Source organism: Paractinoplanes bogorensis (genome assembly GCF_018829635.1).
GTDB lineage: Bacteria > Actinomycetota > Actinomycetes > Mycobacteriales > Micromonosporaceae > Actinoplanes > Actinoplanes bogorensis.
In genome coordinates this window covers 224,167-249,800 of record NZ_JAHKKG010000014.1, presented here as the reverse complement: position 1 = coordinate 249,800, position 25,634 = coordinate 224,167, and the positions used below count along the sequence as shown (strand labels likewise).

Here is a 25,634-nt window from a genome sequence, read left to right as displayed (position 1 = left end):
TGGGGACGACGAAAAAGGGCCGGACCCGAAGAAGGCCCGGCCCTGCAACGAGGTGGAGCTACTTGTCCGCGGCGGACTTGTCCACAGCGGCCGCCGGAGCCGCGGTGGCAGGCTCGGGGCGGCGGGCCGCCCGGGCGTAGGCCAGCATCGCCACGATCAGGGCGAGCACGCCCGCGACCAGCCCGGCGATGCCGAAGCCGTTCGAGCTGCTCGACTCCGCGGCGGGCTCGGCGGCGACCGCGGCGGTCGGGCCGGTGGCGGCGGCTGCGGCGTCCGTGCCCGCGGCGGCGGCCGGCACGATCTTGAGGACCGGCGCGGGCGACTCGGGCTCGGTGCCGTCGGTCGAGGGCTCGTCGATCCAGCGGACGATCGTGCCGTCCGAGTAGGTCTGCAGCGCCTTGAAGATCATCTGACCGGATTCGGGCAGCGGGCCCATCGAGACGTCGAACTCCTGGAACTGGCCCGGCTTGACCTCCGAGCCCGCCTTGGCCGTCCAGGTGATCTTCGAGACCGCCTCGGTGATCTGCGCGCCGTGCGCCTCGAGCGGTGTGGCCAGCTTGGACACCGTGGTCGCCACGTCCCAGCCGTTGAGCGGCTTGACCGAGACCGACGCGATCGGCTTGTCGGCCGGCAGGTTGATCTCGACCTTGGTCGTGGAATCGCTGTCGGACTCGTTGGGCACCCGGAAGGTGACCTTGGAGTATCCACCGGCCGTCGCGGTGTCGGGGTTCACCGAGACATGGGCGGCAGCGGGGGCGGCCAGGGCGAGCGTGAATCCGATGACGGTGGCGCTCACCACTGCCGAGCGCTTGAACAGGGACATCCTCGAACCTTCCGCGTGGGGGAACGCCCAGTGACGGGCGCTGCCCGTTGGTCGTTCCCCCCGAGGAAAAAGTTCCCGGTGACCAAAAAAGAATCTCAGCGAAGGGCCGGCAGCCGCACGTCGACCCGCAGACCGGGCTCGGCATCGCCCAGCGTCACGAATCCGCCGTGCCGCCGGACCAGTTCCCGGACGATCGCCAGCCCCAGCCCGGAGCCGCCGGCGTCGCGTGCGCGGGCGTCGTCGAGACGGGTGAACCGGTCGAAGACGCGCTCCCGGTCGGCCTGCGGGATGCCCGGACCGTCGTCGGTCACGGTGATCACCCGTTGCGTGGCCTCGGCCCGCACCGTCACCTGCACCCGGGATTTGGCGTGCCGCACCGCGTTGTCGAGCAGGTTGGCCACCACCCGGCCGAGCGCGTCGGGCTCGCCGACGACCTCCATCGGGACCTCCGGACGCAGGTACGTCACCGTCGGATAGCGGTCGGCCAGGTCGCCGACCAGCGACCCCAGGTCGACCGTACGGAACGGCGCCGCCACCGCCCGCCCGCCCCCGTCGTCGGCCCGGGCCAGCAGCAGCAGGTCGTCGACGAGCCGGCTGAGCCGGTCGACGTCGGTGAGCAGGTCGGCCGACAGGGCCTGCCAGTCGTTGTCGGGCAGCCGCTGCGCCACCTCGAGCTCGGTCCGCATGTTGGTCAGCGGGCTGCGCAGTTCGTGGGCGGCATCGGCGACGAACGCGCGCTGCCGGGTGCGGGCCGCGTCGAGCCGGTGCAGCATGCCGTTGAGGGTGGTGGCCAGCCGGTGGATCTCGTCGCGGGACTCCGGCACCGGCAGGCGGCCCTCCCGGGTGCCTCCGGTGATTTCCTCGGCGCCGGCCCGCAGCGCGTCCACCGGGTGCAGCGCGGCCCCCAGCACCCGCCACAACACGATCGCCAGCAGGGCGATCAGCAGCGGGAAGGCCACCAGCAGGGTGATCGCCAGGATGCGGACGCCGACGCTGAGGTCGTTGGTCGAGCGGGCCACCAGCACTCGCTGCGGTTCGCTCGGCGTCCCGGCCACCTTCATGACCACCCGGGCCTGACCGGCCAGGCCGATCCGGCTGCCGGGGATCTCGCGCACCCCGCCGTCGGCCAGCCCCTGCAGTTCGTCGGCGTGCAGCATCGGGATCAGCCGGTCGGCGCTGGCCGAGATCGACACCACCCGGCCGTCGGCGTCGATCACCTGGGCCTGCATGGCCGCGTTGACCGGGATCGGGTCGGGTAGCTGCTTCTGGCTGATCAGGTAGGCGATGCTCTCCGCGGTCTGGTCGGCCTCGGAGTTGACCGCCCGCAGCAGCGCGAAGTTGAGCACCCCGACCAGCAGCACCCCGCCGGCGGCCAGCCCGACCGTCAGCGCCAGCACCGAGACCAGCATCAGCCGGGCCCGCAGGCTGAACTCGCGGGGACTTCTCACCCCACCGCCGCCAGCCGGTAGCCGGCCCCGCGGACGGTCTCGAGCCGCTCCCGCCCGATCTTGCGGCGTACGTAGCCCACGTAGACCTCGACGGCGTTGGGGGCGGTCTCGAGCGCCGCGTCCCACACGTGGTCGAGCAGCTCGATCTTGCTGACCACCTCGCCGGGGCGTCGCATCAGGTATTCCAGCAGCGCGAACTCGCGGGCCGTGAGCGTGACCTCCTCGCCCGCGACGACCACGCGGCGCTCGGCCGGGTCGAGCTCGACGTCGCCGTGCCGCAGGACGACCGGGCGTTCGTGCACCCCACGGCGGAGCAGTGCACGTAACCGGGCGAGCAGGACGACGTACGAGAAAGGCTTGGTCAGATAGTCGTCGGCGCCGCAGTCCAGACCGTCGGCCTGGTCGTACTCGCCGTCCTTGGCCGAGAGCATCAGCACCGGCACCCAGTTCTGCTCGGCCCGCAGCTGCCGCACCACCCGGTAACCGCTGAGCCGGGGCAGCATCACGTCCAGGATCATCGCGTCGTAGCCGCCGTGCCGGGCCATCTCGAGCCCGTCCTGACCGTCGCCCGACACATCGACCGCGAAGCCCTCGGCCTGCAGTCCACGCTGCAGCGCGGCCGCGAGCCGCGCTTCGTCCTCCACCACTAGCAACCGCACCTCATTACCTTTGCATGGAAGGGGTAACCCCTAGGGGCAGCTCTCAGCCCGGTCACAGCGGTGGTGGCGCACTCTGGTGGCAGATCAACGGGAGGTGGACATCGTGTCCGTGTTCAGGTCAAGGTCGACGCTGCGATGGCTCGTACCGTCAGCCGCGGCCGCCGTCGTCATCGGCGGTGGCGCTGCGGCGGGGACGATCATCGCCAGCGCCGATCCCGGGCTGCCGGAGCGCAGCGCGGCGCAATTGCTCGTCGACGTGCAGAACGCCAAGGTCGACGGATTCTCCGGAACCATCGTGCAGAGTGCCGATCTCGGTCTGCCGAAGATCTCCGGGGTCACCGAGGGCTCGGGCGTGGCCGGCAACATCGCCAGCCTCGTCGCGGGCAGCAACACCGCGAAGGTCTGGTACGCCGGTGAGGACAAGGCGCGCATCGCGCTGATGCAGACCGACGGCGAGACCGACGTCATCCGCAACGGCTCCGACGTCTGGCTCTGGCAGTCCAAGGAGAAGACCGCGACGCACCTCAAGGTGCCGGCCGGTGCCGACAACAAGAAGCCGGAGGCCCTGCCGTCCGGGGTGCCGTCGACGCCTCAGGAAGCCGCCGACGCGGCCCTGGCCGCGATCGACGACACCACCACCGTGTCGACGACGGGCGCGGCCAAGGTGGCCGACCGCGACGCGTACGAGCTGGCGCTCAGCCCCAAGGCGAAGGAGTCGCTGGTCGGCCAGGTCCGCCTGGCCATCGACGCCGAGACGCACATCCCGCTGCGGGTGGACGTCTACGCCAAGAACGCCACCAGCCCGGCTTTCCGGGTGGCATTCCAGCAGATCAGCTTTGACACGCCGGACGCGCAGCAGTTCGCGTTCAACCCGCCGGCCGGCACGAAGGTGACGGAGGCGAACACCGCGCAGATCGAGAAGGACGCGCAGAAGAACGCCAAGGAGCACCGGGCCGAGGTGGAGAAGGCCCGCACCGAGGCGCTGGCCAAGGGCGAGGGCCCGAAGGTGGTCGGGGAGGGCTGGGCGTCGATCGTGACGGCCAAGCTGCCGGCCGACACGGCAGCCAAGGGCGACCAGGCCAAGTCGGCCGAGGGCATGCTCGACATGCTGCCCGCCGTGAGCGGCACGTGGGGCAAGGGTCACCTGTTCGCCGGTTCGCTGTTCAGCGTGCTGGTGACCGACGACGGCCGGGTCTTCGCCGGTGCGGTCGCCCCGGAGCTGCTCTACCAGGAAGCCGCCAAGAAGTAGGTCTCCAATAGTTCTAGAACTCTTGACCGCGATATGCAAGACTGCGGTTGAGAGTTCTAGAACTTTGGAGGCGTGATGCCCACCCTTTCGGTGCACCAGAAACCGGCCACCGGTCGCTTCGGCGATTTCGGTGGCCGGTTCGTTCCCGAGTCCCTCGTCCCGGCCTGCGATGCCCTCGCGGCGGCGTTCCACGAGGCGTGGACCGACCCCGCCTTCCGGGCCGAGCTCGACGAGCTGCTCGAGGTCTACGCCGGCCGGCCCACGCCGCTCACCCCGGCCCGCACCCTGTCGGCCCGGCTCGGCGTCGAGCTGCTGCTCAAGCGCGAGGACCTGGCCCACACCGGCTCCCACAAAATCAACAACGTGCTCGGCCAGGCGCTGCTCGCCCGCCGCATGGGCAAGCACCGGATCATCGCCGAGACCGGCGCCGGCCAGCACGGCGTCGCCGCGGCCACCGCCGCCGCCCTGCTCGGCCTCGAGTGCACCGTCTACATGGGCGAGCGGGACATCGAACGCCAGCAGCTCAACGTCCTGCGGATGACCACGCTGGGCGCCACCGTCGTCCCGGTCACCACGGGCAGCCGGACGCTCAAGGACGCGACCAACGAGGCGATGCGGGCGTGGGTGGCCGACGTGGACGGCGCGCACTTCCTGCTCGGCTCGGTCGGCGGCCCGCACCCGTACCCGACGATGGTCCGGGAACTGCAGAGCGTCATCGGGAACGAGGCCAGAACGCAGAGCCCGTACGTCCCCGACGTCGTCGTCGCCTGTGTCGGCGGCGGCTCGAACGCGGCCGGCACCTTCGCCGGGTTCATCGACACGACCGCGCGCCTGGTCGGGATCGAGGCCGCGGGCGGCGCGGCGATGACCGACGGCTCACCCGGCGTGGTGCACGGCGCCCGCTCGATGGTGCTGCAGGACGCGGAGGGCCAGGTCGCCGAGGCCGAGTCGATCGCAGCCGGGCTCGACTATCCGGGCATCGGGCCCGAGCACGCCTTCCTGGGGGCGACCGGCCGCGCCGAGTACTACGCGGTGACCGACGACGAGGTGGTCGCGGCCGTGCGCCGGCTGGCCCGGGCCGAGGGCATCATCTGCGCGCTGGAGTCGGCCCACGCGGTCGCCTGGGTGCTGCGCGAGGCGGGCGGACCGCTGCTCCCCACCGGTTCGCGCGTCGTGCTGACCCTCTCCGGGCGTGGCGACAAGGACATGGCGACCCTCGGAGCGGTGGCATGACTCTTCTCGTTCCCTACCTGACCGCCGGGCTGACCGAGGACTGGATCGACTATCTCCTCGCCGTGCAGGAGGCCGGCGCCGACGCGATCGAGGTCGGTCTGCCCTTCTCCGACCCGATGCTCGACGGCGCGACGATCCAGCAGGCGTCCGACCGCGCGCTCGCCCGGGGCGTCACCGTGGCATCGATACTTCAAGAGCTTTCCCTCGTACGCGGGCAGGTGCGCACCCCGCTCATCGCGTTCACCTACGCCAACCTGGTGTTCCGCCCCGGCCCGGACGTCTTCTGCCGGCGCCTGGCCGAGGCCGGGTTCCGCGGGCTGATCGTCCCCGACCTGCCCCTGGACGAGGTCGCCGAGGTGTCCCGGGCCGCCGAGCAGGCCGAGATCGAACTGACCCTGCTGGTCGCCCCGGTCACCACCGACGAGCGGCTGGCCGAGATCGTCGCCCGCAGCCGTGGCTACGTCTATGCGATCAGCCGGATGGGCACGACCGGCGAACAGACGTCGCTGGCCGCCTCGGCCGCCGCGCTGGCCGCCCGGATCAAGGCCGTCACCACGCTGCCGGTGCTGGTCGGCTTTGGGGTGACCGGCCCCGAGCAGGCGGTCGCGGCGGGACGCGCCGGGGACGGTGTCGCCATCGGATCGGCTCTGATGCGTAGGGTTCTCGACGGAGCCACCGCCGCCGACCTGGGAGCCGAGGTCGCGGCGTTGCGCGCCGCCCTCGACAGTGCTTCCCAGGAGGATTCCGCTGAGCGCCGCACCCCGTATGCCGAAGTATCAGGTCATCGCGGCTGACCTGGGCGCCAAGATCCGGGGCGGGGAACTGCCGCCCGGATCGGCGCTGCCCCCGCAGAAGGAGCTGAGCGCCAGCTACGGCGTCACGCTGGCCACCCTGCGACAGGCGTTGCAGCAGCTCGAGGCCGACGGGCTGCTGTCGCAGCAGCCCGGGCGGGGCACCTTTGTGGCCGAGCCGCGGGCCGCCTACCGCCTCGACTCGCTGCGCGGCTTCGCCGAGGACCTGCGCGCCCAGGGCCACCTGGTCACGACGCAGATCCTCGGCCAGGCGGTGGGGGCGCCACCGGCGTGGGCGGCGGCGCATCTGGGCGAGCGGCCTCCCGCCGTACGGCTGGAACGCCTCCGCCTTCTCGCCGGCCGGCCCGCCGTGCACCAGGTGTCGTGGATCCGCGGGTCGGCGCTGGCCGACGCCGACCTGAGCGGGACGTCGCTCTATCAGGCGCTGGCCGACCGGGGCGTGGCCGTGCACCGGGCCAGGGAGGCGGTGCGGCCGGGGGCGCTCGACCAGGCCGCGGCCACATTGCTGCGACAGCCCGCTGGCACGGCCGCCTTCCTCTCCGAGCGGGTCACCTACGGCCTCGACGACCGGGCCCTCGTGGCCGACCGCGCGACGATCCTCGGCACGATGATGGAGATCCGTACCGAACGCGCGGTCACCGGACTCACGGTCAGCTGGGCGCAGTCGGCCCAGCTCTGAGCACCGTGCAGCGCGGTCCGCCCCGCACGGCTCCCGCCGAGCGGTCCCAGCTCCCGCCGGGCGGCCTTAGTGTGTGCGCGGGGCGGGGTCAGCTGGCGTAGCGCTTCTCGGCTCGGGCGCGGGCCTTGGCCGCCTCGACCTCGCGGTTTTTCGGAGCGGCGCTGGTGACCAGCTCGTCGAGCAGCTCGGCGGTGGCGGCGGCGATCGCGGCGACGGCCCGGTCGAACGCCTCCTGGTTGGCGGCCGACGGACGCGTGCTGCCGGCGACCTTGCGCACGTATTGCAGCGCGGCCGCCTGGATCTCGTCACGCGTGGCGGGCGGTTCGAAATTGTGCAGCTGGTGGATGTTGCGGCACACGGCTGGCCTCCGGGTGTCGGGGAACGCGACGCCTGCCAACCTACGCCCCGGGTACGACGCTTTTAGTATTGGCGGCATGGCGCACTGGTACGAGTCCTCCATCGACCGGCAGCTCCGTGAGGCGACCGAGCGGGGCGAGTTCGACGACCTGCCTGGGAAGGGCAAGCCGCTGCCCGGGCACGGCGGTGAGTACGAGGACGACTGGTGGGTCAAGGACTGGCTCGAGCGCGAGGGCGCCACGGCCGGGGTCATCCCGCCCACCCTGGCGCTGCGCCGCGAGACCGAGGATCTCGAGGTCAAGGTCGACCGGCTCAAGACCGAGCGTGAGGTACGCGGTTACGTCGCCGACCTCAACGAGCGGATCCACCAGGCCACGGTCGGCCGGATGGACGGCCCGCCGGTGATCCTGCGCCCGTTCGACATCGACGCGGTCGTCGAGGCCTGGAAAGAGCGCCGCGCCGCGGGCTGAGGCGTGGAGAGCGCCGCGCCGGAGCTGAGGCGGGTGCTGGTTACTTGGCGGTGGTAAGGCGCTCGCGGATGTCGAGCGGGTCTGCGGTCAGCGTGTCGCAGCGGACGTAGGCCAGCTGGATCGTCACGTCGGTGAACCAGAGCACCGGCAGGGTCAGCGGCGGCGGTGACTTGGGTGTGAAGGTCACCGGGATCAGCCCGAACAGCTTGCCCTTGAACTCGGGCGTGTAGAACCGCACGTTCCCGTCGGTCACCAGCTCGTTGCTGCGGATCACCGTCTGCGCCTTGCCGGGCTCGGCGATGGTCAGCGTGAACGGTTTGTTCACCGCCTTGTCCATGCTGAACTTGAGCGCCGGGAACGAGCCCTTGGCCGTCGGCATGTCGACCACGCCGTCGTAGGTCGACTCGTACATGGTCAGCGAGTCCACCTCCATCACGCCGGGCGTGGCCGCGACCTGCGGGATGTCGTCGGCACCGGCCTTCATGCCGAGCACCCGCGGCCCGAGGCACGGGATCTCCTCGCCCTTGCTGGTGGTGACCGACGCGCTCGGGCTCGGCTTGGCGGCGGCGGGGGATGAGGTCGCCGTGGGAGCCGAGGTCGGAGCGGGGGTCGATGAGGACTTCGACGGCGTCGGCGACGCGCTCGGAGACGGGGACGACTTGTCGCCCCCGATGCCGAGCAGATTGCCGATGCCGTCGAAGAAGTCGCCGATCCCGTCGAGAACCGGATTGCCGGTACCCCCGTCGTCGCCCCCGTCCTCCGCGCCGGCCGAGGCAGACGCGGAGGAGGTGGGGGCGGGCTTCGCGCCTTTGGAGCCGCCGGCCGGCGCCTTGCCGGGCACTGGCCGCGACGACGCGTCGCCCGAGGGGGTTGCCCCCGCGGAGGCCGGCGCCGAGGAGGTGGCCGAGGTGCGGGACGGTAGCCCCTCGGGACACTCCGCAGCGCGAGCCGGAAGACTGCCGCCGGCCACCAGCACGCTGCCGGTTACCGCCAGGACGAGCAGGATGACGGAGAGTGCGCGCGGATTTCCGTACCCGCCGTCACGACGCTGATCCAGTCCGGGGACGATCCCAGGGTCGCCCTCCGGGGTGGCGGGCCGCACCTGCGACCCGCCGTCACCATCAGGAGCGGGAACGCCTTCTGGGGGCGTACGGGAAGAAGAAACGGGTCCCCAGGCGATGACCAGGGCGCCGCCGATGATGCCGAGCAGCATGCCGGCGAAGAAGCCGCCGAGGTTGAGCCCGACGAACGTGTAGAGCGCGGTCAGCAGCCCGACGATGCCGTAGAACAGCCGCTGCGCCGGGCTGAACCAGGCCAGCAGCCCGCACAGCAGCAGCAACAGCGGCAGCAGATAGGACAGGAAACCCTGCGGCCCGAGGTGTACCTCGAGGTTGCCCAGGTTCATGTTGGCCGTGTAGAGCAGTTCGACCGCCGCCAGCAAGAAGAAGAGCCCGCCCCAGAACGGCCGCCGGCGCCGCCAGCGCCGGAAACTTTCCGCCACGAATATTGCCTTCCCAAAAATGCCGGATCAGCCCTTGTAGCACTCTTTGCTGCTGTCGCCGAGGAAGAGCTGGAGCTTCATCCCGGTCAGCTTGAAGGTGGAGGCCGAGGTCGTGTACGCCTTCTGCTTGAGGCCCACGATGGTCACGTCGGTCGCCTGCTGGCCGAACGTGCCGACCTCGCCGTGCTCCTTCTGCCCGTCGGCGGTGAGCGTGGAGGCGTCCTGGCCGATGTCGATGTTCTGGAAGGTCGCGTCGCCGCTCAGCTCGGACATGCCGATCAGCAGGTCTTCGGCCTCGGCGGGCTTGTCGGGGTCGGTGCCGGCCTCGATGCGCAGCACGACCGGCCCGGCCGCCACCGACTGGCACAGCTTGTAGATGTCGGCGCTCTGGATGCCCGACATGGCGGCCACGACGTATTTCTGGCCGGTCGACGACTGCACCTTCTCGGTCGGCAGTTGCTTGCTGTACTGGGTGAAGCCCTCGCCGACGAGCTTGTCGGCGGTCAGCTTGAACTGGGTGCCCGAGACCGAGAAGCTGGCCGCCAGCGCACCGTTCGCGAGGGCGATGACCAGGCCTCCGGCGACCACGGCGGGCACGCCCAGGGCCACGGCGAAACGGCGCCAGTTGGTGCGTCCGTACGCCGGATCGCCTTGCGCGTCCTTCACGGATCCTCCTCGCGGATGGTGACGGTCAGTGAGATTTGTCGATGCCGTCCTTAACGTGCGGGAAATATTGCTCCTGGCGCTCCGTGAGGACAAGGGCGGTGGCTACTGGCCAGTAACCGTAAAGCTCACGCGGTGTGAGCAAAATCCGGTCAAAGAGGACTCTGTCGATGTGTGACGGTCACCACCTGTATAAGGAAGGCCAATGATCACGGATCGGTAACGAAACCCAGCGTCCTCCCAGAAAACGGTGTTACCGACTTGGTCGACGACTCGTTTCAGGCCCGCCCGGAGGATCCCGATGCGCCGCAGCAACACTTCGAAACCGGGTGCCCTGGCCCGCCTCGGCGGGATGCTGATCCTGGTCGGGGCCCTGGTCGGCGTGGCCGCCATCCCGGTCGGCGCCGTGCTGACGGCGGGCACGCAGTGGGACGCCCAGCAGCGCGCCACCCTGCCCGCCCAGCTGCTGCAGCCGCCCGCGGCCCAGCTGACCCGCATCTATGCCAACGACGGCAAGACGCTGATCACCACGTTCTACGAGCAGGACCGGCAGGACGTCGCGCTGGCCCAGATCGCGCCGGTGATGCAGAAGGCGATCGTCGCGGCCGAGGACACCCGCTTCTACGAGCACGGCGGGGTCGACCTCAAGGGGCTGGCCCGGGCGCTGGTGCGCGACGCCGGCAGCGGCTCGGCCCAGCAGGGCGCGTCGACGCTCACCATGCAGCTCGTCCGCAACGTGCTCAAGGAGGACCCGACGCTCACGCCGGCCGAGCGCGCCGCCGCGACCGCGAGCACCCCGGCCCGCAAGCTGCGCGAGATCCAGTACGCCGTCGAGCTCGAGTCGCGCCTGTCCAAGCAGCAGATCCTGCAGAACTACCTGAACATCGTGTACTTCGGCGACGGGGCGTACGGGATCGAGGCCGCCGCCCGCCGCATCTTCGGGGTCAGCCCGGCCAAGCTCGACCTGGCCCAGTCGGCGCTGATCGCCGGGATCGTGCAGTCGCCCGACGCCGACAACCCGATCGGCGGCGACAAGGCCCAGGCCAAGATCCGCCAGACGTACGTGCTGAACGCGATGCTCAAGGCCGGCCTGATCACCCAGGCCCAGCACGACTCGGCGGCCAAGGAGAAGCTCAGGTACTCGGGCCGGACGCAGCCCGACGGATGCGTCGACGCGACCGGCAGCAGTTCCGGGTGGGGCTTCTTCTGCGACTACTTCGAGCGCTGGTGGGACACGCAGACCCAGTTCGGGGCGACGCAGACTGCGCGGGAGAACGCCCTGCGCCGGGGCGGCTACACGATCGTCACCACGCTCGACCCGAGCGTGCAGAAGACGGCGGCCGAGCAGTCGCGCAAGGTCTACGGGCTGACCAACAAGAAGACCCTGCCGATCGCCGTCGTGCAGCCGGGTACGGGCAAGGTGCTGGCCCTGGCGGTCAACCGGCACTACGGCACCGGCAGCGGGACCAGCGGCCGCGAATACACGGTGAACCCGCTGATCAGTGGCGGGGGAGGGGTCACCGGCTACCCGTCCGGCTCGACCTTCAAGATGTTCACCATGCTGGCCGCGCTCGAGGCCGGGATGCCGCTGAGCGCCGGGTTCGACTCCCCGGCCAAGCTGCCCACCCAGTGGCCCGACTCCGGGCCGGGCAACTGCAACGGCATGTACTGCCCGGGTAACGCCAACCCGAGCTGGATGGACGGCTACCGCACGATGTGGGACGGGTTCGGCCGCTCGGTGAACACCTACTTCGTGCATCTCGAGGAGCAGGTCGGCCCGGCCGCGGTGGTCGCCATGGCCCAGCGGCTCGGCATCAGCTTCAGCGCCCAGGCCGACGCGAAGATGGCCGCGACCAGCGCCGACTCGTGGGGCTCGTTCACCCTCGGCGTCGTCGACACCACCCCGCTCGAGCTGGCCTCGGCCTACGCGACGGTGGCGGCCGAGGGCAAGTACTGCTCGCCGCTGCCGGTCGAGTCGATCACCGGCTCGGACGGCGTGAAGGTGGCCGTGGCGGACAACTGCAAGCAGGTGCTCGACCCCGAGGTGGCGCGGGCCGCGACCGACGCCGCCCGGTGCCCGGTGGGTCAGCAGAGCAGCACCAGCCAGTGCAACGGCGGCACCGCGACCGAGGTCGGCGCCATGTTCGGGGGCCTCGACGTGGCCGGCAAGACCGGCAGCACCAACGACAACCGTACGGAGACTTTCGTCGGCTTCACTCCGACGATGGCCGCGGCCGGCATCGCCAACGACCCGGCCAACCCGTCCGACCTGGTGGGCAGTGCGGTCGAGGCGCGCGTGGTCACGGCCGTGGGGCGTACTCTGCGCGCCGCGGTCGGAGACGGCGGATACGCGGGGTTCACGCCGCCGAGCAGCCAGAAGGCGTACGGGGGGTGATTGACTCAGTTTCTTCGGGTTTGCTGCCGAACTGAACGAAGTGACCGCCGCCCACGAGCAGCGACGCCTGGCCGCCCTGCACGAGTACGAGCTGCTCGACACCCCTGCGGGCGACGAGCTGGAAGCCGTGGTGCGGGTGGCGGCCCTGGTGGCGGGAGTGCCCAACGCGACGCTCAACCTGATCGACGAGAGCCGGCAGTGCCAGCTGACCACGCACGGGTTCGAGGGCTCCGACACCGCGCGGTCCGATTCGATGTGCGCCGTCCGGTTCGAGACGGGTGAGGTCACCTATCTGCCGGACGCCGGCCTCGACCTGGCGTTCGCGTTCAACCCCTGGGTCACCGGTCTGCTGGGCCGGGTCCGGTTCTACTTCTCGGCCCCGCTGGTCACACCGCAGGGCTACGCGCTCGGCTCGCTCTGCGTCTTCCACACCGAGCGGCACGAGCTGACCGACGAGCAGATCGCGCGGCTCAAGGACCTGGCCGAGGTGATCGTGGCCCTGTTCGAGCGCCGCCGCCAGGCCCGGGCCAACGCCGAGCTGGCGTCCGAGGTGCGCGAGCAGCACGAGGAGCTCGAGGTCGCGCACGCCGACCTGGGCCGGGCGCACGCCGAGAAGAAGGCCACCATCGTCGAGCTGCGGCGCTCCAACCGGGAGCTGGAGCAGTTCGCCGGCGTGGTCAGCCACGACCTGGCCGCCCCGCTGACCGTGGTCAACGGCTATCTGGAGCTGATCGAGGAGCGGGTCGCCCGCGCCGATCCGGAGTCGGCCCGCTGGATCGGGTCGTCGACGCGGGCCATCGGCCGGATGCAGCGCCTGATCACGGCGCTGCTCCTGTATGCGCGGGCCGGTCATGCCCCGTGCCGGCCCGAGCCCGCAGCGCTCGGCGATCTGGTCGAGCAGGCCCTCACCGACCTGCGCGGCAGCCTGGACGGGGCGACCGTGGTGGTGCAGCCGGACCTGCCGACGATCGACGCCGATCCGACCCTGATCCGGCAGCTGCTGCAGAACCTGATCGGCAACTCGCTCAAGTACCGCCGGCCCGACCGGCCGTGCCACATCGAGGTCAGCGCGCGGCACGACGGCGGGCAGTGGCGGGTGAGCGTGGCCGACAACGGGGTCGGCATCCCCAAGGCCCAGCGCGAAAAAGTCTTCGACATGTTCACGCAGGTCGACCCCGGTTCGGGCCGGGGGCACGGCATCGGCCTATCGACCTGCCAGCGGATCGTCGACCGGCACGGCGGGCGGATCGTGGCGGCGGAGACACCGGGCGGGGGGACGACGGTCGTCTTCACGCTGCCGGTCGGGCAGCACGCGGCGGCTGTCTCATGATCTTCCAGCGGTTCGCCCTCACGAGGCTGAAATACCGGGTGGCGGGCGGGTTCGCGGTGCTGCTCCTGCTCTTCCTGGCCCTGATCGTGGCCAACTTCGTGGTGACCGAGCGGGCCCGCACGCAGCACGAGGAGCGCGGCGCCCGGATCGACGTCGCCCGGGACACCAACCGGGCCGTGCTGCAGTACATGACCGACGCCGAGACCGGCATCCGCGGGTTCCAGCTGACCGGTGACACGGCGTTCCTGCAGCCCTACACCAGCGGCCGGGCCGGCGCCTTCAGCGCCCTCGACCGGCTGGTGGCCGACCCGCTCGACGCCGAGACGGCCCGGCTGCTGGAGGTCGAACGGCAGGCGGCCGAGGGCTGGCTCTACGACTACGCCATCCCGATCGTGAACGCGGGCGTGCCCGACGACGACGCCGCCCGGGCGGCCCGCGGCAAGGACCTGTTCGACCAGCTCCGCACGGCCAACGCGGACGTCTTCGCCGCCGTCGAGAGCTTCGAGCGGCTGGCCGGCGAGCACGAGCGGGCCGGGGCCGAGTTCGTCACCCTGCTCTTCGCCGGGCTCGCCTGCCTGGTCGTGGCGGCCGGGCTGGGCCTGGCCCTGCTGCATCAGCGGCACCTGCTGGTCCCGCTCGAACACATCCGGCTCACCCTGCGCCGCCTGGCCGACGGCGACCTGACCGCCCGGACCACCCCGGCCGGGCCGGGCGAGCTGCGTGCGGTCGCGGGCACCCTGAACGACCTCGCGGCCGAGACCGAGCGCCTGCTCAGCGCCGAGAAGGCCCGGGTGGCCCGGATCGAGCTGCGGCAGGCCGTCACGCTGCAGTTGCAGGAGGACGCCGAGCCGGAGCAGTCGGCCTGGCGGATCGCCGACATGATCGGCACCACCTTGGGCGCCGACGTGCTGCACAGCCGGATCACGATCCAGGCCGGTGTGCCGATCGCGATCACCTGGCCGGCCGGCGCCCCGCCGCTGGATCCGGCGATCGACGAGCAGGCCCGCTCGTGCGCCCCGGGCAGCGCGCTGCGGCCCGGTCAGCTCGCCGGCGGCCTGGTCATCCCGCTCAGCGGTGACGCCGGCTGCCCGCCCGGGCTGATCTGCCTGATCCGGGCCGGGCGTCCGTGGTCCGAGGAGGAGTCCCGGCTGCTGATCGGCCTGGCCCGCGAGGTCGACCACGCGGCCCACCAGGAGCGCCTGCGGCTGCGCCAGGCCCGGCTGATCAACGAGCTGCGGGTGCTCGACGAGCAGAAGGACGTCTTCGTCGCCACCGTCACCCACGAGCTGCGTACGCCGCTGACCAGCATCCTGGGCTACAGCGAGATGCTGTCCGAGGACCTGACCGACAACCCGGAGCACGCGCGGGGCCTGTCCCGGGTGCAGAAGCGGGGCATCGACGCGATCCTGCGCAACGCCCACCGGCTCGAGGCCACGGTCGACGACCTGCTGCTGCTCGACCGGACGAACGACCGCTCGGGCGCCGAGACGCTGCCGGTCGACCTGGCCCGGCTGATCGGCCAGGTGCACGCGACGCTGGGGGTCGCCGCGCGGGCCAAGGACCTGCGGTGCGAGCTGTCGACCGAGCCGGCCTGGGTCCGCGGCGACGCCGCCCAGCTCGAACGGGCCGTCCGCCACCTGCTCGACAATGCGGTCAAGTTCACCGCGCCCGGCGGTCACCTCGAATGCCGGCTGACCCGGGTCGACGACCGGGCCGTGGTCACCGTCTCGGACACCGGCATCGGCATCCCGGCCGACGACGTGCCGGGGCTGTTCACCCCGTTCCACCGGGCGGCCAACGCGATGGATCAGGCCGTGCAGGGCAACGGACTGGGCCTGGCCATCGTGCGCAACATCGTCAACGACCACGGCGGTACCGTGACCGCCCGCTCCGAGCTGGGGCAGGGGAGCACCTTCACGATGGTGCTCCCGGTGATGGCCGAACCGCAGGCGCACCGGCCCGCTGCAGAGCCGTCCAGATCCGGTCGCGGGTGAGGGGCAGTTCCGTCATCCGTACGCCGGTCGCGTCCCGGACCGCATTGGCCAGCGCCGGGGCGACCGGGTTGTACGGGCTCTCGCTCATCGACTTCGCGCCCAGCGGCCCGATCGCGTCGTCGGTGTCGGCGAACAGCACCTCCGTACGCGGCACGTCGGCGAACGTGGGCAGGTGATACTGCCGGAACCCGGCCGTGGTGACGTGCCCGTCGGCGCCGATGTCGACGTGCTCGGCCAGCGTCGCCCCGAGCGCCTGGGCCACCCCGCCCTCGACCTGCCCGCGGCACTGCAGCGGGTTCATCACCGTGCCCGCGTCGGCGCTGTGCACGCTGCGCAGGATCCGCAGCTCGCCGGTGTCGGGGTCGACCGCGACCCGGAACCACTGGGCGTTGAACGCCACCGACCGCGGGCTGCCGCCCCAGTGCCCCTCGGCCGTGAACCCGCCCGCGGCCAGCCGTTCGAGCACCGCCTCGGTGAGCTCGCCGCCACCCGCCGCGTCCCGCAGCTTCGCGTTCAGCCCGCGGGTCGCGTGCAGCACCGCCTGGCCCGCCACGACCACGCCGGTCGAGGCGAACGCGCCGGTGTCGTGCCGGACCACGTCGGTGTCGGACTGCCGCACGACGATCCGGTCGGGCGTGGTGCCCAGCGCGTCGGCGGCGATCTGCGCGTGCACGGTCGTGCTGCCGTTGCCGAACTCGGCCGTCCCGACCGCGATCTCGAACCGCCCGTCCGGGCGCAGCGTCGCCGTCGCGTCGGCGTAGTGGCCGCCGGGCGGACCGGCCGCGATCATCGTGATGGCCATGCCGTCGCCGGTCAGCCAGCCCGCGGGCGCCGGCTCGACCGGGGCGGCCGCGGCCTCCCGGATGTGGCCGAGGCACTGATCGAGCCCGTACGAGGCGATGGTCAGATCGTCGGCATGGTCGCCCGGCGCGGTCAGGTGGTCGCCCGCGCGCACGATGTTGATCTCGCGGAGCGCGACCGGGTCGACGCCGAGCCGCCGGGCCAGCTCGTCGAGCGCCGACTCGACCGCGAACGAGACCTGCCCGAGCCCGTAGCCCCGGAACGCGCCCGCGGGCACGGTGTTCGTGTAGACGCACTGCGCGTCGGTCCGCATGTTGGCGCAGCGGTAGACGGCGATCGACTCGTGGCAGCCGTGGAACATCACCGCCGGACCGTGATTCCCGTACGCCCCGGTGTTGGAGACGACCGTCAGCCGGAGCGCGGTCAGCGTGCCGTCGGCCCGTCCGCCCACCTTGACCGTGACCGTGAATGGATGCCGGGTGGTGGCCGCCGTGAACTGCTCGGCCCGGGTGTACTCGTGCCGCACCGGCTTCCCCAGGCGCAGCACGGCCAGCGCGACCAGATCCTCGACCAGCATCTCCTGCTTGCCGCCGAACCCGCCGCCGACCCGGCCGGTCAGCACACGCACCTGGTCGTCGGTCCGGTCGTAGAGCCGGGCCAGCGCCCGCCGGGTCAGGAACGGGGTCTGCGAGCTGGTCCGGAGCACGAGCCGCCCGTCGTCGTCGAGCCAGCCGGTCGCGCCGTGCGTCTCCAGGCTGGCGTGCTGCACCCGCGGCGTGTGGAACGTGCCCTCGTACACCTCGTCGGCCGCGGCGAATCCGGCCTCGGTGTCGCCCATCTCGGCGTGCAGTTCGGCGACCACGTTGCCCGCCGCCCCGGGATGCAGTTGCGGGGCGTCGCCGGCCAGCGCCTCCTCCGGGGTGAGCACCGCGGGCAGCACCTCGTAGTCGACGGCCAGGGCGCGTATGCCCGCCTCGGCCGCGGCCTCGCTGGTGGCTACGACGGCGGCGACCCGTTGCCCGGCGAAGCGCACCACGTCGTCGAGTACCCGGGTGTCGGCCGGGTCCTCCTCCGCCCGCTCGTGCATGGCCGTGGAGAAGCGGACGTCCGGCGCGTCGGCGTGGGTGAGCACGAGCTCGACCCCGGGCACGGCGAGCGCGGCTTCCGTCCGTACGGAAAGAATCCGGGCATGCGGGTGCGGCGACCGCAGCACCTTCAGATGCCGCACATCCGGAACGTCGAGGTCGAACGTGTAGCGGGCGGTGCCGGTGACCACCTGCGGACCGGCCGGAGCGCCCAGGTTCGAGCCGACCGCCTTGCCCGTCGAAGGTTCGGCCACGTTGACCACGCCCGCGACCGCGTCGGCGATGGCCCGATACCCCGTACAGCGGCAGAGGTTGCCCTTGAACGCCCGCGGCAGATCGGCGCGCTGATCGTCGGTCAGGGCGGCCGTCGTCATGATCAGACCGGCCGTGCAGAACCCGCACTGGAAGCCCTGCGCGTCGAGGAACTGCTGCTGCACCGGGTGCAGACCGTCGTCGCCGGCCAGCCCCTCGACCGTGGTGATGTTGCGGTCGGCGGCCCGGAACGCCGGGTAGACGCACGAGTGCACCGGCACGCCGTCGACGTGCACGGTGCAGGCGCCGCAGTCGCCGGTGTCACAACCCTTCTTGACCCCGTACGCCCCCTGTTCGCGCAGATAGGTGCGCAGGCACTGGCCCGGACGGGGAGTCTGGTCGTGCTCGGTCCCGTTGATCTTCATGACGCCAGCTCCACCCGCACCTGCTCGGCATAGAGACGCGTCAGGTGCCGGCGCCACGCGGGTAGTCCGTGGACGTCGTCGACGTAGGCGTCCTCGGGTATCCGCTCGGTCAGCGCGACCGACAGGATCTCGGCGCCCGGCATCCCGGGGAAGGTCAGCACGTACGGCCGTCGGGTCGCCGCGGTCACGGTGATCTCGACCGTGCCGTCGCCGTCGAGCCGCCCGATCACCAGCACGCCCGAGCGTCCGTGGGCATGCAGAGAGCCTTGCCGGTACGCCGTCCTCGCGGTGAGCGCCTTCGCGGGCAGATGCATCGAGCGCAGCAACTCACCCTCGGTCAGCACGGTGGTGCCCTCCCCGGTCACGAACCCGGCCACCGGCACCCGCCGCTCACCCCCGGGACCGAGCAGCAGCACCGATCCGCCGAGCGAGGCGCCCAGCGCGATCATCGGGCCGGCCGGCAGCGCGGCGCACAGATTGCCGCCCACGGTCGCCACGTTCCAGATCTTGAAGGAGGCCAGGAACGCGTGGCAGCACTTCTCGGCGATGTCGTAGCCGCTCGCCGCCAGTTCGGCGATCGTGCAGGTGGCGGCGATCTCGAGGCCGTCGTCGCGGACCGTCAGGGCGGGCCAGCCGGCCGTGGTCAGGTCGAGCAGCCGGGACAGGTGCGGCCGGGGCTCGCCGAACAGTGCCGTGCCGCCGCCCAGCCAGGCGTCACCCGGTCGCCACTGGCCGACCTCGGCCGGGCTGACCACTTCGGCGACGGTGTGCAGGTCCACGTCAGTACGCTACGCGCGTCGTGTTTCGGCTAGTTCACGATCAGCAACGTCGCGGCGACCGTGGCCGCCCACAACACGAACAGCAACACCGGGCGGCGCGGCACCTCGAGCACGGGCGGGGGCGGCAAGGGGCTGATCGCGAGCGCGCGGATCCGGGTGTCGCGCAGCGCGGCCACCAGCTGGTCGGCCGTGCGCTGGTGCGAGCGGGCCGGCCAGGGCGCGGGCACCGGCACGTTGAGCACGGCCTCGCCCGCGGTCAGCACCACCGTGCCCTCGTCGTCGTGCACGATCGCGCTGTCGGTCGCCCACGGTTCCCGGTTGCGCCCGCGGAAACCGATCGCCGCGATGCCGCCCGCGTGCCAGCGCAGCCGGGGCCGCAGCTGCGAGCGCCACCCGAACTCGTATCCGGCCCCGGCGGCGACGGCGGCCACCGCGATCAGCACGCCGCGCGGCAGCCCGGCCAGCTGGGCCGCCTCGGCCAGGGCGAGCGCGGCGCCGAGACCGATGGCGATGGTGGCGGCCCAGGCCCGTTGCGGCGAGATCCGGTGCTCGCGCGGCTGGAACGCGTCGGCGTCCCGGTCGGCCGGGCGCAGCGAATCGGGGTCGACCAGCTGCTCCTCGTCGTCCTCGATCTCGCGGGGGAGGCCCTCGACCACGTCGTAGGGCACCTCGATGACCTCGCCCACCGGCCCGACCGGCACATGCAGACGGTCGCCGACCTCGAGGGCACACCAGCTTCCCGTACGAGGTTCGCCGTAGAGAACCGCAGCTTCGGTGTGCACGTCGTCCTCGTCGTGCCGAGGTTCGGGCTCGGCGACGTCGAAGGCGAACTCGTACGCCGTCTCGCCGTGCTCGGCGGGGAGCAGCACGTGCACGTACCCCTCCTGCTCGACCGCGCGGACGGCGTGCACCGGCTGGGGAGTCAGGAACAGGCGGCGCAGGGCGGCCTGGGCCCGGACGGCGCGCGCCAGCAGGGCACAACCGAGCGTGAAGGCGGCGATGGTGACGGCCAGCCACGGGACGGCGGCGTCACTCACGGCCACCCAGACCACTCCGGCCGCGGCCGTCAGCAACAGCGCGAACCCGGCCACCTCGGCCGGGGCGGCGACGTGCGGGATCGCGTACGGGGAAGGGGGTTTGCGATGGGGGACGGGCAGCGGTGCGGTGGGGCGGTCGAGGCGGGAGACCAGGATCGCGACCGCCGCGTAACACCAGGTGGCGATGACCGTGCCGGGGCTGAGGGCGAGCGGGGTCCAGAGCACCGCACCGAGTACCGCCGCCCAGGCCGCCGCGCCCCGGTGGGGGTACACGGAAAGGGCCGGCCCGATCAGCACGCCCAGGCCGACCCAGCGTGCCGCCGGGGCCGGGTCGGACGGGCCGCCGAAAACGCCGAAGATCAGCAGGAACGCGACGAGACCGGCGGCCGGCACACTGGTGTCCACCCGCATCAGCCAACGCATGACTCCATCGTCATGCGTTGGCCTCGTTGATGCGGGCGATTCTTTGCTTTTGTCAGGGGCCGCTGACGATGCTGGTGACCTGGTGGCCGCTGTTCACCGTCTGACCCGTGTTGTTGATGACGCTGGTGATCGTGCCGGTGCCGCCGAGCGAGACGGTGACCATGTCACGGAACCGGACACCCGATCGGACCGGCACCTCGAAGGCCCGCTGCGCGACGACCGACGGGTTGACGTTGAAGAAGCAGTAACTTCCCAGCCCGTACGCCTCGTGCGTGGTCACCGAGTCGGCCACCTTGTACGCCGCCCACCCGCGGGTCGAGCCGTTCATCCAGGCGGCCTGGTTCGGCGGGTCGTACGGCATCTCGTTCTGATAGAAGTACGTGCGGCCGCGGTCACCGTTCCAGATCGTCTGGTACTGCTGATAGTGCTCGACGAACAACCCGTAGAACGTGACGTCGTTGCCGTTGACGATCAGGCCGTTGCGCCCGGTGTTGATGGTCCAGCCGACCGTCCCGCCGTTGCCGTGGTCGGCCCGCCAGATCCAGGCGTGGTCGCCGATCACGTTGTTGCTGTTCACCTCGACGCTCACGGTCGCCTTGCCCGCGATCGAGCCGCCGACCCGCACGAACACGTCGGACAGCACGGTCGGGTTGGCCGCGTGGTTCGCCGCCGACCCCGCCGGGCCGACCTGCAGCAGGGTGTTCGAGTTGGTCGTGCCGGCGTCGAAGAGCACCCCGGCCAGCCGGACGCCGTCCACGTCGGCGATGTTCATGGCGTTCACGCCGCCCGTGGGCACGAAGGTGGCCAGTCCCAGCCCGAGGATCACGGTGCCGGCCCGGTTCACGTTCAACGTCTGGCTGAGGTTGTAGACGCCCGGCGTGACCAGCAGGTTCTTGCCCGCGGCGAGCGCGGCGTTGATGGTCGCCGCCGTGTCACCCGGCTTGACCACGGCGAAGGTGCTGATCGGCAGGGACGTGCCCGCCGGGGTGCCGTTGGCCCAGGTGGTGCCGCTGGCGTTGCTCCGCAGGGCGGGGACGAAGACCTGGTACGCGCCGGTCGAGTCGACGTACAGGTAGGGCTTCTCGGCGATCGTGGGGGAGCTGCCGATCGTCGTGAACGGCGGGTTCGGGAAGCTCTGGGCCGGTGCGCCGGGGGAGCCCACGAAGACCTGGTTCCAGTTCGAGCCGTTCCAGCTGCCCATCTGCGAGTTCCGGGTCAGGAACTGCTGCTGGCTGCCCGACTGGATCTGCCCGTCGATCTTCGAGTCGGCGATGAAACCGCCGGACGACCAGCCGCCGTCGCTCAGCGCCAGGTTGCCCTTGACGTGCATGCGGCGGTACGGCGCGGCCTGGCTCACCGACCAGCGGTCGAGCCCGTCCTGCGGCGTCACGGTCAGGCCCTCGGCCGAACGCCAGAAGTTCTGGGTGGCGTTCTGCGTGCCGTCCGGCCACCAGTCGGCCTCGACGTGCACGTGGCCGTTGATGTTGACCTGGCCCGGGGTGAGGCCGAGACCGGCGACCTGGGTGAAGAAGCCGACGTTGACGTCGTTGGTGTAGGTGCCCGGCTTGAACAGCAGGGCCTGCCGGGCCGTGCCGAACTGGTTGGTGACCTGCTGGTTGAAGACGCTGTTGAGCTTGTTCTGGATGGTGCTCGCGCTCATCGACGGGTCGAAGATCGCGACGTTGGGGCCGAGATCCGGGTTGTTCGAGTTCGGCGGGACCGTTGTCGGTGGCGTCGTGGGTGGCGTCGTACTTCCTCCGTTCAACGTCCACTTCTGGTTGGCGCCGCCGCCGCACGTCCACAGTTGGAGCTTGGCGCCGTCGGCCAGGTTGTTGTCCTTGATGTCGAGGCACTTGCCGGCCTTGACGTTGACCAGGTCCCTGGACGCGTTCAGGGTCCACTGCTGGCTGGTCAGGCCGGTGAAGCAGTCCCACATATGCACGACCGCGCCGTCGGTGGTCGCGCCGTTCGCCACGTCGAGGCACTTGCCCAGGCCTTTGAGTGTGCCGTCGTCGCCCAGGGTCCAGGTCTGGTTGGGGCCGGTCGAGCACGACCACATCTGGGGCTGGTTGCCGTTGGCGGTGCTGCCGTTGGTGACGTCGAGGCATTTGCCGTTGGCCGCGCTCGTTATCGCGCCGGTGGTGGCCGCATACGCACTGGTGATACCCGCTATGCCGAGGCCGGCCGCGGTGAGGCCGACGATCGCGGCCGTCAGGATCTTTTTCATTCTCTTCCTCAGGCCGGGTTGTTGGCGTGGGTGAGCGTCTCCCAGGCGACGAACAGGTTGTTCGTGCCCTGCGGGCGGCGCGCCTCGGTGTAGGTCTTCGAATTGCTCATGGCGATGCCGAGCCGGTTGGCCAGCGCGTTGTAGGCCACCTCGGAGACCGGCCCGAGCCCCTTGGTCACCGAGCCGCCGCAGATGTTCGAGGGCACGGCCGTCCCGTTCTCGAACTTGGTGTGGAACCCGTACGCGTGCCGCATCCGCTCCTGCAGCTGCGGCCAGAGATCCTGGCCCTGGATGCGGGTGGTCTCGGCGACGTGGCTGATCGCGCTCAGTCCGTACCCCGTGTGCACGAAGTCGCGGCACGTCTCCTGCGCGAGCCCGTCGACGAAGGTGCTCTGCCCCTGCCAGTAGCTGATCAGCTCGGCCCGGGTGTCGACGCTGCCCACCGGCGGATACTTCGGTTGCGAGCCGTCGGCCGCGATGTAGATGTAGGCCGCCGTACGGGCCTGGAAGCGCGCGATCGCCCGGTCGTAACTGGCTTTGTCGTCGAGGTGCACGGCGATGCCGACCGCGGCCTCCATCATCGACAGTTCCCAGTTGCCGTTACTGCTGCTGCCCGCGATCACGACCGGCAGATAGACGGTGCGCAGCATGGTGGCGAAGCGGGCCTGGTTGGGCCAGTTCCCGTACGCGTGCTTGATGATCTCGGCGGCCCGCGGCCACACCGATCCCGCCCATCCGGTCTGCAGCGGGGCGTTGCTGTTGGTGTGCGATTTGATCGTGGCCGACCAGGCATCCATCAGCGCGATCGACTTCTGCGCATAGGCCGCGTTCCCCGTGACGTACCAGATCAGGGCGTCCGTGTACGCCGCGATGGCGTCCTCACGCTCGTCGGTGCACCCGTTGTTCGGGTTCGAGTAGGACCCGCATTCCACGGTGGCCCGGGGCGCCGGCGTCCGGCTGAGGGACGCGTACCGGCTGGCCAGCATCTGGTTGTAGGCACTGGCCCACGGCTGGGCGCCGGCGTTCACGCGCCCCTTGACGAAGTCGAGTTGAGCCCGGCTGACCAGCACCCCGGGGTGGGTGAAGGCAGCCGGGGCTGCTGCTTTTACTGCGGTCGTGGTCGCGTCTTTTACTGCGGTCGTGGTCGCGTCGGCCGTCACGAGGCGGACGCCGAACGTGGCGCCCGCCGCGACTAATGCCGTGAAGGCCGCCAATAGGACACGTCTATGCATGGGGGATCTCCCGGAATTGGGGGTGGGGGAACCGGAAAGTGAGTTAACAGTTCCCATCCCGGGAGAGCCCGGTCAAGCAGAAATCGACGTACTTAAGTGTCTCTTAAAGGTTCCGGAACAAGAGAGCGCTCTCTTAGTTCCCGCCTTAGTTGAAGTAGTGGCCGGCGTCGAGATCCTCGATCAGCGTCGGGCCGGTCGGGTTCCAGCCGTACGTCTCGCGGGTGATCGTGTTCGAGGCCGGGCTGTCCGCGGCGAACATCGGCCCGATCCATCCGAGCTCCTCCGGCGCGGCCGGCGCTGTCTCGATGCCCAGCCCGCGTCCGATGGCCTCGGCGATCTCGCGGGCGGTCACCGCCTCCTCGGCAACGGCGTGCACGACACGGCCGGCCATCGCTTCCTCGTTCGCAGCCTTCTCGATCGCCAACCGGATCAGAGCGGCGGCGTCGTCGCGGTGCACGGCCGTCCACCGGTTCGCGCCGTCTCCGACGTAGCCGGCCACCTTGCGCTCCCGCGCGACCCGCACCAGCTCGGCGACGAAGCCGTGATCGCCGGCACCGTGCACGGTCGGCGCGAGCCGCACGATGATCGGCTTGACCCCGCGCCCGGCCAGCGCGAGCGCGGCGGCCGCCGACTGCTGCCGCGGGTGGGCGGTGGCCGGGTCGGGGTTGGTCTGCTCGGTCGCGACCTGCCCGGGCGTGAGTCCGAGCGTCCCTGAGGCGATGGCGAACGGCCGCCCGGTGCCTTCTAGTGCCGCCCCGATGGTGTCGATGGCGGCCCGGTCCTTGCGCAGCGACTCCGCGAAGTTCCCGAAGTCGTGCACGAACGCCAGATGCACCACGGCGTCGGTGGTGCGGGCCCCCTCGGCCAGGACGTCCAGTGTGTCCAGGTCGCCGCGGAGCACCTCGGCCCCCGCCGCCGCCACGGCCGCCGCCTTCTCGTCCGACCGGGCCAGCCCGACCACCTGATGTCCGTGGGCGATCAGCTCCGGCACCACGGCCGACCCGATCCAGCCCGACGCTCCGGTCACGAATACGCGCATGACTGTTCCCTCTCTCTTCGCGGCATCCGCGATGTCAGCCGCTGACATGAAGCTACCACCCCGATGTCAGTCGCTGTCATCCCTGCGGCGGTGTGACGTCAGTCGCTGACATGATGCCGATGATGTCAGACACTGTCATCGCATAGAATGGCTCGCATGGGTCGCTGGGAGCCGAACGCGCAGTCCCGCCTTCGTCAGGCGGCGATGGATCTCTACGCGTCGCGGGGCTTCGAGCGCACGACCGTCGCCGAGATCGCCGAGAAGGCCGGGCTCACCGAGCGCACGTTCTTCCGCCACTTCGCCGACAAGCGCGAGGTCTTCTTCGCCGGCTCCGAGCGCCTGCGCGAGTTGCTCGTCGCCACGGTCACCGACGCGCCGGTCGAGGCCGGCCCGGCCCAGGCGGTCGCCGCCGCGTTCGAGTCCGTGGCCGCCGACTACTTCCCACCCGTGGCCTTCTCCCGTCAGCGTCAGTCCGTGATCGACGCCAACATCTCCCTGCAGGAACGCGAGCTGGTCAAACTCCACGCGGTCGCCGCCGAGCTGGCCGCGGCTCTCCAGCGCCGGGGCGTTTCCGAGCTGCGCGCCGCTATCGCCGCCGAGTCGGGCGTGGCCGCGTTCAAGGTCGCGTTCTCCCGCTGGATCAACGACCCCGACGATCGCGAGCTCTCCACCCACATGCGCGAGGCGCTGGCCGAGCTGCGACGCGCGGCATGATCGGAAG

At 71.1% G+C, this 25,634-nt stretch carries 21 protein-coding genes; 9 read left to right on the top strand and 12 right to left on the bottom strand.

Features of this window, described 5'->3' with window-relative positions; all coding sequences use genetic code 11:
- Positions 1 to 58: 58 nt before the first annotated feature.
- From KOI35_RS38410 to KOI35_RS38400, 3 genes are all read right to left on the bottom strand, one after another.
- Positions 59 to 823: a YcnI family protein gene (locus KOI35_RS38410; protein ID WP_215793971.1), complete on the bottom strand. Its 765-nt coding sequence runs from the start codon at positions 821 to 823 to the stop codon at positions 59 to 61.
- A 95-nt stretch (positions 824 to 918) separates the two neighbouring features.
- Positions 919 to 2,232, bottom strand: coding sequence for a sensor histidine kinase (locus KOI35_RS38405; RefSeq protein WP_215794079.1), 1,314 nt, complete (start codon positions 2,230 to 2,232; stop codon positions 919 to 921).
- A gap of 35 nt (positions 2,233 to 2,267) precedes the next feature.
- The gene (locus KOI35_RS38400) at positions 2,268 to 2,930 is read right to left on the bottom strand and encodes a response regulator transcription factor (protein WP_215793969.1); all 663 of its coding nucleotides are present in this window, start codon (positions 2,928 to 2,930) and stop codon (positions 2,268 to 2,270) included.
- A gap of 103 nt (positions 2,931 to 3,033) precedes the next feature.
- Here KOI35_RS38400 and KOI35_RS38395 point away from each other — a divergent pair, with 103 nt between their 5' ends.
- The 4 genes from KOI35_RS38395 to KOI35_RS38380 all read left to right on the top strand — a co-directional run bounded on the left by KOI35_RS38395 (position 3,034) and on the right by KOI35_RS38380 (position 6,903).
- The gene (locus tag KOI35_RS38395) at positions 3,034 to 4,179 is read left to right on the top strand and encodes a LolA family protein (protein WP_215793967.1); all 1,146 of its coding nucleotides are present in this window, start codon (positions 3,034 to 3,036) and stop codon (positions 4,177 to 4,179) included.
- A gap of 75 nt (positions 4,180 to 4,254) precedes the next feature.
- Positions 4,255 to 5,412, top strand: a complete 1,158-nt coding sequence (gene trpB / locus KOI35_RS38390) for a tryptophan synthase subunit beta (RefSeq protein ID WP_215793965.1) — start codon at positions 4,255 to 4,257, stop codon at positions 5,410 to 5,412.
- Positions 5,409 to 6,206, top strand: a complete 798-nt coding sequence (trpA, locus tag KOI35_RS38385) for a tryptophan synthase subunit alpha (protein WP_215793962.1) — start codon at positions 5,409 to 5,411, stop codon at positions 6,204 to 6,206. The genes trpB and trpA overlap by 4 nt, the downstream gene beginning before the upstream one ends.
- Complete coding sequence (locus KOI35_RS38380) at positions 6,178 to 6,903, top strand: GntR family transcriptional regulator (protein ID WP_215793960.1); 726 nt, start codon at positions 6,178 to 6,180, stop codon at positions 6,901 to 6,903. The genes trpA and KOI35_RS38380 overlap by 29 nt, the downstream gene beginning before the upstream one ends.
- Positions 6,904 to 6,991: 88 nt before the next feature.
- Here KOI35_RS38380 and KOI35_RS38375 read toward each other — a convergent pair whose 3' ends face one another.
- Positions 6,992 to 7,261 carry a DUF2277 domain-containing protein gene (locus KOI35_RS38375; RefSeq protein WP_215793958.1) on the bottom strand — a complete coding sequence of 90 codons (270 nt, stop codon included), beginning with the start codon at positions 7,259 to 7,261 and terminating at the stop codon, positions 6,992 to 6,994.
- A gap of 76 nt (positions 7,262 to 7,337) precedes the next feature.
- Here KOI35_RS38375 and KOI35_RS38370 point away from each other — a divergent pair, with 76 nt between their 5' ends.
- Positions 7,338 to 7,730 (top strand): DnaJ family domain-containing protein, encoded by a 393-nt coding sequence (locus tag KOI35_RS38370; RefSeq protein WP_215793956.1) that lies wholly within the window; start codon positions 7,338 to 7,340, stop codon positions 7,728 to 7,730.
- Positions 7,731 to 7,770: 40 nt separating this feature from the next.
- On the opposite strand, the gene KOI35_RS38365 is transcribed toward KOI35_RS38370, so the two are convergent.
- Together KOI35_RS38365 and KOI35_RS38360 are read right to left on the bottom strand one after the other, a co-directional pair.
- The gene (locus KOI35_RS38365; RefSeq protein WP_215793954.1) at positions 7,771 to 9,231 is read right to left on the bottom strand and encodes a DUF6114 domain-containing protein; all 1,461 of its coding nucleotides are present in this window, start codon (positions 9,229 to 9,231) and stop codon (positions 7,771 to 7,773) included.
- Between the two features lie 27 nt (positions 9,232 to 9,258).
- A complete protein-coding gene (locus KOI35_RS38360; protein WP_215793952.1) occupies positions 9,259 to 9,897 on the bottom strand; it encodes a DUF6230 family protein in 639 nt (212 codons plus the stop codon).
- Between the two features lie 298 nt (positions 9,898 to 10,195).
- Between KOI35_RS38360 and KOI35_RS38355 the strand changes: the two genes are divergently transcribed.
- Genes KOI35_RS38355 through KOI35_RS38345 form a run of 3 tightly spaced genes read left to right on the top strand, consistent with a single transcriptional unit; the run spans position 10,196 to position 15,613 of the window.
- Positions 10,196 to 12,289, top strand: coding sequence for a transglycosylase domain-containing protein (locus tag KOI35_RS38355; RefSeq protein WP_215793949.1), 2,094 nt, complete (start codon positions 10,196 to 10,198; stop codon positions 12,287 to 12,289).
- Between the two features lie 40 nt (positions 12,290 to 12,329).
- Positions 12,330 to 13,619, top strand: a complete 1,290-nt coding sequence (locus KOI35_RS38350; RefSeq protein WP_308121336.1) for a sensor histidine kinase — start codon at positions 12,330 to 12,332, stop codon at positions 13,617 to 13,619.
- Positions 13,616 to 15,613: an ATP-binding protein gene (locus KOI35_RS38345; protein WP_215793947.1), complete on the top strand. Its 1,998-nt coding sequence runs from the start codon at positions 13,616 to 13,618 to the stop codon at positions 15,611 to 15,613. The genes KOI35_RS38350 and KOI35_RS38345 overlap by 4 nt, the downstream gene beginning before the upstream one ends.
- Here KOI35_RS38345 and KOI35_RS38340 read toward each other — a convergent pair.
- The 6 genes from KOI35_RS38340 to KOI35_RS38315 form a co-directional block, all read right to left on the bottom strand.
- Positions 15,534 to 18,176, bottom strand: a complete 2,643-nt coding sequence (locus KOI35_RS38340) for a molybdopterin-dependent oxidoreductase (protein ID WP_215793945.1) — start codon at positions 18,174 to 18,176, stop codon at positions 15,534 to 15,536. The two genes, KOI35_RS38345 and KOI35_RS38340, sit on opposite strands and share 80 nt — an antisense overlap.
- Positions 18,173 to 18,955: an FAD binding domain-containing protein gene (locus KOI35_RS38335; protein WP_215793942.1), complete on the bottom strand. Its 783-nt coding sequence runs from the start codon at positions 18,953 to 18,955 to the stop codon at positions 18,173 to 18,175. Before KOI35_RS38335 ends, KOI35_RS38340 begins: the two co-directional genes overlap by 4 nt.
- 29 nt (positions 18,956 to 18,984) lie before the next feature.
- Entirely contained in the window at positions 18,985 to 20,415 is a 1,431-nt protein-coding gene (locus KOI35_RS38330) for a hypothetical protein (protein WP_215793940.1), read from the bottom strand.
- Between the two features lie 52 nt (positions 20,416 to 20,467).
- The gene (locus KOI35_RS38325) at positions 20,468 to 22,642 is read right to left on the bottom strand and encodes an RICIN domain-containing protein (protein ID WP_215793938.1); all 2,175 of its coding nucleotides are present in this window, start codon (positions 22,640 to 22,642) and stop codon (positions 20,468 to 20,470) included.
- Positions 22,643 to 22,650: 8 nt separating this feature from the next.
- Complete coding sequence (locus KOI35_RS38320) at positions 22,651 to 23,874, bottom strand: alginate lyase family protein (RefSeq protein ID WP_246614438.1); 1,224 nt, start codon at positions 23,872 to 23,874, stop codon at positions 22,651 to 22,653.
- Between the two features lie 145 nt (positions 23,875 to 24,019).
- On the bottom strand, positions 24,020 to 24,913 hold the full coding sequence (locus tag KOI35_RS38315; RefSeq protein WP_215793936.1) for an SDR family oxidoreductase: 894 nt from the start codon (positions 24,911 to 24,913) through the stop codon (positions 24,020 to 24,022).
- Positions 24,914 to 25,069: 156 nt separating this feature from the next.
- Between KOI35_RS38315 and KOI35_RS38310 the strand changes: the two genes are divergently transcribed.
- Positions 25,070 to 25,627, top strand: coding sequence for a TetR family transcriptional regulator (locus KOI35_RS38310; protein WP_215793934.1), 558 nt, complete (start codon positions 25,070 to 25,072; stop codon positions 25,625 to 25,627).
- Positions 25,628 to 25,634: the final 7 nt, after the last annotated feature.